The organism is Chitinophagales bacterium (assembly GCA_040877935.1).
In the GTDB taxonomy this organism is placed as follows: Bacteria; Bacteroidota; Bacteroidia; order Chitinophagales; family CAIOSU01; genus JBBDNB01.
Genome location: JBBDNB010000020.1, coordinates 1 through 5,306, shown reverse-complemented (window position 1 = coordinate 5,306; position 5,306 = coordinate 1). Strand labels below are relative to the sequence as shown.

The window sequence follows — 5,306 nt, the reverse complement described above, 5'->3', positions numbered from 1 at the left end:
GCAAATGGACTTTGGAAAGAGCTTCCGCTGGTCGCTTTCCCAAAGCCCGCAACACATAGTTGCCCCAGCCCAAAAGGATGCCGCTTCCATCCCTCACGCGGGTTTACGTTTTTTAATTTCATATTCGTTGAGCCTAGTCGAAACGAGCAGGTTAAAAGGAAAAACCTTTAGCAACACCTACTGACGGGTTTTTTGCAGCTATTTAGTAGCCGTCAGACAGTTTTTACTTTTAAAACGTAAAGCGAGGACATTGAGCGCCTGCCCGAAAGAATTCATTCTGGCGGGAAGCCGAAATGCCGGGTTTGAAAACGGAAACGAGGTCATTGAGCGTCCTTGCTCCGCTTCCAGCGAGCAAGGGATTGGAATGCGTCTTGCATTTTTTATACAGTACTGACAAATAAAAACAAGTTTGTAACTTGAAATAGTGGTTTGTTTTACTTGCTTTCCTCTAATCAAACTTTACTCATTCTCCAATGCGTTAAATTCTAAGCAACTAAACCTAATGTTTCAAACATTAGAAATTGTGATTTTGAATTTATTTAGGATTTAGAAATTAGTATTTATTAAAAATAATACCTTTAGTTATGAATGAATTTTTTACTTCTCGCTTTATGAAAAATAGAGTAAGCTTACTTTTCTGTTTTGTGGTTTTCTTTATAATCAGTGCTTGCCGCTGTAAAGATGAATATTGCCGGGGAATAAATAACCTGAACACCATTTATTTACACGGTTTTTCAGAAGAAGAGATCGACTCGGTATCTATTTATGTGTATGAGTCAAGTTCAAATTTCACAAATCCGATTGACTCATTTTTTGATTTCACTCAAAAAGATTTCAATGAATACTATCGTGTTTATTTAAATGATAAAATTGACATCGCTAAGGAATACAAATTAATACTCAATGGTACAGGTGAATCATACGCAATAACTGATTTTGAAACGGAAGAAAAAGGCTGTGGTGAATGTGGTTTATTGGGAAATAGAGATAGAGATAGAGAAATTTATACTGACCTTGCATCTTATAAAATCAATGATCAGCGAAGCACGGATTTTTTAATTAGGGTTTACAAATAGGGAGATATTTTAATGGGTTATGATCCATTGGGAAAACAAAAAACCACCCCAAATTCAATCAGGGTGGTTTTATAAATGTGACTGAAAAATTCAGTTTTACATATGCTTCACGATCTCATCGCCAAATTCAGAGCATTTCAATAAAGTAGCACCCTCCATTTGTCTTTCAAAATCGTAGGTCACTCGTTTTGAACCAATGGCACCTTCAATGCCTTTCACAATCAAATCAGCAGCTTCTGTCCATCCGAGGTGTTCCAACATCATTACGCCAGAAAGTATTACAGAAGAAGGATTTACTTTATCCTGACCCGCATATTTTGGAGCAGTTCCATGGGTAGCCTCAAAAATAGCATGTCCTGAAATATAATTGATGTTTGCGCCCGGAGCAATTCCAATTCCACCTACAGCTGCTGCCAGGGCATCAGAAACATAATCGCCATTCAAGTTCAATGTTGCAATCACTGAATAATCAGACGGACGAAGCAAAATTTGTTGTAAAAAAGCATCTGCAATCACATCTTTTACAACTATTTTATGACCATCTTTCTCAAATTCCATCCAAGGGCCACCATCCAATTCTGTAGCACCATAGCTTGTTTTCGCTAATTCATATCCCCAATCTCTAAAAGCCCCCTCCGTAAACTTCATAATATTTCCTTTGTGGACCAATGTCACTGAAGGTAATTTTTTCTCAATTGCGTAATCTATGGCAGCTTTTACAAGTCTGTGGGTTCCTTCCTCAGATACAGGCTTTATACCATAACCGGCAGTCTTGGGAAATCTTACATTACTATATCTTTCAGGAAATTTATCCTTTAAAAAGTCTGCAAAAACTTTAGCATCCTCTGTTCCTTTTTGGAATTCGATTCCGGCATAAATATCTTCAGTATTCTCCCTGAAAATCACCATATCTACTTTATTTGGTTCCTTTACCGGAGAAGGAACACCTTTAAACCATCTTACGGGACGAACACAAGCGTATAAGTCCAATTGCTGACGAAGAGCAACATTCAAAGAACGAATACCACCTCCAACTGGAGTTGTAAGCGGTCCTTTTATTGCAATGAAATATTTCCTGATTGCATCCAATGTTTCATCAGGTAGCCAAGATCCGGTTTCATTGTATGCTTTTTCGCCTGCAAGTATTTCTTTCCATACAATTTTTCTTTTGCCACTGTAAGCTTTTTCTACAGCAGCATCAAATACATTTTGAGAAGCAGCCCAAATATCCGGGCCGATACCATCGCCTTCAATAAAAGGAATAATAGGATTATCAGGCACTCTTAAAACACCTTTTTCTTTTAGTTCAATTTTTTCTCCACTCATATCAAAAATTTTCTGGGATAAATATTTATTTCAATCACAAAATTACCATTTTGCTTATCATCTCCTAATTTTAAAAAGTACAATCAATTCCAAAACACATTGATGTATAGTTTTAATTGTCCAGGCCGATTTATTATAGGGATAAAATCAATGCTTTGTTTATAAAGGAAATAGAGTGGTAGTTGTTTTGTCTTTTTAGGATAATTTGTGATTTCTTATCGAGTTTTCACTACTTTTTAAAAAGCTAAGTGCTTAACGTTTTTTAATTTTAAATTAGAGCCCTAGATTTAATCATTATGCGCGACACCCATTTAGATCCTGATTTTGACAAGCTTAGCGAAGAGGAAAAGCAACTGGAATTACAACTGCGACCTGTTCGTTTTGATGATTTCAGTGGTCAGAGCAAAACACTTGAGAACCTGAAAATTTTTACCCAGGCCGCAAAATTGAGGGGAGAAGCGATGGACCATGTTTTACTACACGGCCCACCCGGGCTTGGGAAAACTACGCTTAGTCATATTCTTGCACAGGAACTGGGAGTGGGAATTAAAGTTACATCAGGGCCTGTACTCGAAAAACCTGGCGACCTTGCTGGTTTGCTTACCAACCTTGAACCCAAAGATGTTTTGTTTATTGATGAAATTCACCGTTTGAGCCCTGTAGTGGAAGAATACCTCTATTCAGCTATGGAAGATTTTAGAATAGATATAATGATAGATTCTGGCCCCAGTGCGCGAAGTGTGCAAATAGAATTAAGCCCATTCACCCTTGTGGGAGCAACTACCCGGTCGGGACTTTTGACAGCCCCCCTCAGATCTCGTTTTGGAATCACCTCACGAATGGAATATTACACACCAGAAGTACTTCAGAAAATTTTAAAACGCTCTGCTCACATCTTCGAAACTGAGATAACAGACGATGGCGCACTTGAGATTTCTCGAAGAAGCCGCGGAACACCCCGGATAGGAAATCTTTTGCTTAAAAGAATCCGTGATTTTGCAATGATCAAAGGCAACGGTATTGTCGATCTTGAAATATCAAAATACGGGCTTGAAGCACTTAATGTAGATGAACACGGACTTGATGAAATGGACAATCGCATCTTAAGTGCAATTATCTCAAAATTTTCTGGAGGACCCGTAGGGCTTACTACAATTGCCACAGCAGTGGGGGAGGAGGCAGGAACTATTGAAGAAGTTTATGAACCCTTTTTAATCCAGGAAGGATTTTTAAAGAGAACACCTCGTGGCCGACAGGCTACTGAAAAAGCATACATTCATCAGGGCAAAAAATTCCCCGGAAATGAAGGAACACTATTTTATGAGTAAAAGCATTGTGATAATGCGAACTACTAAACTTTAGTAAAATAACTTCAGCAATCGCATATACAAAGTCATCCTTGCAGAATGGCTTTACTCTGCAATGTACGAACCATTTAAGCATATAGCTATGTGTTCTATGTGCCTATGTGGTTTATCTCTTCAACAATGACGTGCTAATGTTTTGCGAAATTTATTTTGCTGATTATACTTAACCGTATTTGCGTTCAAATTCTTTCATAACATCTGTCAAAACCTTCACATATTCCAGGGGGATACAATTATATAAAGATGCTCTGAACCCACCAAAAGAGCGATGCCCTTTGATGCCAATAATTCCGTGAGAATTTGTGAAATCTATGAATTTGTTTTCAAGGGATTTGTCTTTTAATTTAAAACACACATTCATAAGGGATCGGTCTTCCTTCCTTGCAGTTCCATAATATAGATTGCTTTCATCTATAGTGTTATAAAGTAGTTTTGCTTTTGCTCTGTTGGTTTTGTCAATTCGTTCAATACCACCATATCTTATTGACCATCGTAGAGTTTCTAACACTATATATATAGCAAGTACAGGAGGAGTATTAAAAAGTGAATTATTCGCAATCATGTTTTTATATGAAAGCATAGGAGGAAGGCCTTCTTTAGCCTCCTGAATAAAATGCTTTTTAGCAATAACTACAGCAACACCTGCTGTCCCTAGGTTTTTTTGTGCGCCAGCATAAATCAGGTCAAAAGCATTATAATCAAACTTTCGCCCCATTATATCAGAAGACATATCAGCTACTATAGGAATCTGGCAATCGGGAATACCTGAGTATTCTGTACCATAAATGGTATTATTACTTGTAATGTGTAGGTATCGCGCATTTTCGTTTGTTATTTCTAATTCTGGTATACGAGAGTAATTGTCACTCTTTGAGCTGCCGGCCAATTTTACTTTAGCAAAACGCTTAGCTTCAACAATTGCTTTTTCAGCCCACCTTCCAGTATTTGCATAATAAACACAGTCATTTGTTCTTAAGAAATTAAAAGGCAAAGTATAAAATTGAAAACTTGCCCCTCCTTGCATAAAAAAGACTTCACTATCTGAATCAAGCCCCAGCAATTCAGACAAAAGGACTTTACATTCCTCTATTACAGATTCAAATTCTTTAGACCGGTGGGACAATTCAATAATTGAAAGTCCACTGTTTTCAAAATTCTTAATCGAGTTAGAAATCCTTTCTAAAATCTCTTCATTTAGATGAGACGGCCCGGCATTAAAATTGTACTTCATTTTTTTTTCTTAAAAATTTCCGTGTCAAAAATGCTGATAAATAAGGACTTGTAATAGCCGCAAGATTTTTTTTTCGAAAACTCAATCTTTTTTTGAAAAATGATTTGGATGTTCGGAAAACTTGTCGTTATCTTTGTGTCCGCTTTTGGCGAATAGGTCATTAAAAATGACAAGCAAAAAGCAAAAGTTCTTTGATTTAATGTAAGAAACAGCATCAAGTCTAGCGAAGATTATCAAACTTTTTTTACAACGGAGAGTTTGATCCTGGCTCAGGATGAACGCTAGCGGCAGGCTTAATACATGCAA

5 protein-coding genes are annotated in these 5,306 nt (G+C 37.2%); 2 read left to right on the top strand and 3 right to left on the bottom strand.

From position 1 onward, the window contains the following. The first annotated feature begins 584 nt into the window (after positions 1 to 584). Positions 585 to 1,076, top strand: a complete 492-nt coding sequence (locus tag WD048_04945) for a hypothetical protein (protein MEX0811543.1) — start codon at positions 585 to 587, stop codon at positions 1,074 to 1,076. 96 nt (positions 1,077 to 1,172) lie between these two features. On the opposite strand, the gene icd is transcribed toward WD048_04945, so the two are convergent. Continuing rightward, complete coding sequence (gene icd, locus WD048_04940) at positions 1,173 to 2,402, bottom strand: NADP-dependent isocitrate dehydrogenase (protein ID MEX0811542.1); 1,230 nt, start codon at positions 2,400 to 2,402, stop codon at positions 1,173 to 1,175. 296 nt (positions 2,403 to 2,698) lie between these two features. On the opposite strand from icd, the gene ruvB reads away from it, so the two are divergent. Further along, the gene (gene ruvB / locus WD048_04935) at positions 2,699 to 3,730 is read left to right on the top strand and encodes a Holliday junction branch migration DNA helicase RuvB (GenBank protein ID MEX0811541.1); all 1,032 of its coding nucleotides are present in this window, start codon (positions 2,699 to 2,701) and stop codon (positions 3,728 to 3,730) included. A gap of 202 nt (positions 3,731 to 3,932) precedes the next feature. Here ruvB and serC read toward each other — a convergent pair whose 3' ends face one another. Both serC and WD048_04925 read right to left on the bottom strand, forming a co-directional pair. Then, complete coding sequence (gene serC / locus WD048_04930) at positions 3,933 to 5,000, bottom strand: 3-phosphoserine/phosphohydroxythreonine transaminase (protein MEX0811540.1); 1,068 nt, start codon at positions 4,998 to 5,000, stop codon at positions 3,933 to 3,935. Between the two features lie 81 nt (positions 5,001 to 5,081). Beyond that, positions 5,082 to 5,306 (bottom strand): hypothetical protein (locus WD048_04925; protein ID MEX0811539.1); only part of this gene is annotated, 225 nt, incomplete at its 5' end.

What these genes read in the sequence shown, in the direction of transcription:
- serC (MEX0811540.1), bottom strand. Translation starts at nt 5,000, where the DNA reads ATGAAGTACAATTTTAATGCCGGGCCGTCTCATCTAAATGAAGAGATT.
- ruvB (MEX0811541.1), top strand. Translation starts at nt 2,699, where the DNA reads ATGCGCGACACCCATTTAGATCCTGATTTTGACAAGCTTAGCGAAGAG.
- icd (MEX0811542.1), bottom strand. Translation starts at nt 2,402, where the DNA reads ATGAGTGGAGAAAAAATTGAACTAAAAGAAAAAGGTGTTTTAAGAGTG.
- WD048_04945 (MEX0811543.1), top strand. Translation starts at nt 585, where the DNA reads ATGAATGAATTTTTTACTTCTCGCTTTATGAAAAATAGAGTAAGCTTA.